This is a genomic window from Peptidiphaga sp., from assembly GCF_057238965.1.
This window is the reverse complement of sequence record NZ_DBHHEV010000070.1, coordinates 12171-12695: the sequence shown is the minus strand read 5'-3', so window position 1 is coordinate 12695 and position 525 is coordinate 12171. Positions and strand designations below refer to the sequence as shown.

The following is a 525-nucleotide window of genomic DNA, read 5'->3' as shown; positions in this document are numbered from 1 at the left end:
GTTGTCATGACGCGCCCCCGCGGGTATCGGAAGGGGCCGGTCAGGGCACCCGCCGCGATTTACCAGAAGATTTTTAAGAAGTATCCCGCCGTTGTCGAGGCGATATTGAGGCGTCCTGAGCGCTACAACGCCACCCTCGACGAATTGGAACAGCTCCAGGCCGAGGGGAAAGCCTACCTTTATTATCCCGAGACCATGCCGGTGTCCAACGGCGAGCGCAATGCCGTGCGCATCCAGGCGGCCTACGAAGAGGGCATGCAGCAGGCGCGGCGAGACCTTCCTGCGATCAAGGAGTTCCTCGCCGGCTGATTGGGCCTGGCTGATTGAACCTGGCCAGTCGCCGATTGCGCTCTATCCGGCGGGGCCGGGCACGGCGGCACGCTAACCGGCTGAATGGCGGTTCGCTAACCGGCTGAGCGGCGGCCGCGCTCTGGGCCGCCCGGTTCGCGGCCTTGCGCCTGCGGCGTCGGCCTGACAATCCGCTTGTCCGACGTCGAACCGTCGAACCGAAGGCCGTGTCCGTCA

The 525-nt window shown here is 65.3% G+C and carries 1 protein-coding gene; it reads left to right on the top strand.

Annotated features, from left to right (window positions below):
- Nucleotides 1-309: DUF6363 domain-containing protein (locus ACO48X_RS08575; protein WP_485001668.1), on the top strand; the 309-nt coding region annotated here is incomplete at its 5' end.
- Nucleotides 310-525: the final 216 nt, after the last annotated feature.